A 721-nucleotide genomic window follows, 5' to 3' on the forward strand; every position below is an offset into this window, starting at 1 on the left:
CCCAGTAAATAACCAAGATTAGTCGCTGCGTATGCTGCCCAAATGATTTAGGCGCATCCAACTACTCCAATGAAAAACACCTCGTATTGAACGAGGTGTTTTTGTCTCTGCGTATCTCTTTTTGTCTATCCAATTAGCGCGCGACTGCGCCACCTAAGGTCAGATTCTTTGGCCACTTGGTTATCTTATTGCCACCCAAAAAGATGTTGCCTTTTACCGTCATTGTGTCGGGAAACTCGGTCAGGGCCGAACCACCAATGTAGAGGTTGCCATCGACCACCAACCCTTCTGGCAGCGCTTTCAGTGGCGTTCGGATCACACTCAAATCACCTTTTACTCGAAGTTTTGCCGGAAGTGTTTTTAACGGAGTATCGGTCAGGTTCAAATACCCACCCAGCGTTACCCCTTTGGGCCAGCTTTCAATCTTACTACCTAGTAAGTTAGCGTAACCTTTGATTTTTACGCCCGACTTGATTGTTTTCAGGGCGCTATTTTTCGCGTCTAAGCTGCCACCAACGTCTAAGCCCTTAGGCAGCTGAGTAATTGGCGTTTGGGAAATGTCCACATTCCCTTTTATGACCAAGCCAGATGGGAGTTCAGTGTATGGCTTGTTTCGAAGATCTAGATTGCCATAGTTGTCGATATGGCCAAATTTGGAATAGTAATCGAGCTCGTAAGCACTAGGAGACGAGCTAAATGTAATTAACGCAAGGGCGAAAGG

At 46.5% G+C, this 721-nt stretch carries 1 protein-coding gene; it reads right to left on the reverse strand.

What is annotated here, in order from left to right; all coding sequences use genetic code 11:
• Window positions 1-133: 133 nt before the first annotated feature.
• On the reverse strand, window positions 134-721 hold a 588-nt coding region (locus R8N47_RS25070), incomplete at its 5' end, for a hypothetical protein (protein WP_318186088.1).

The sequence above is a fragment of the Vibrio sp. 2132-1 genome (assembly GCF_033344315.1).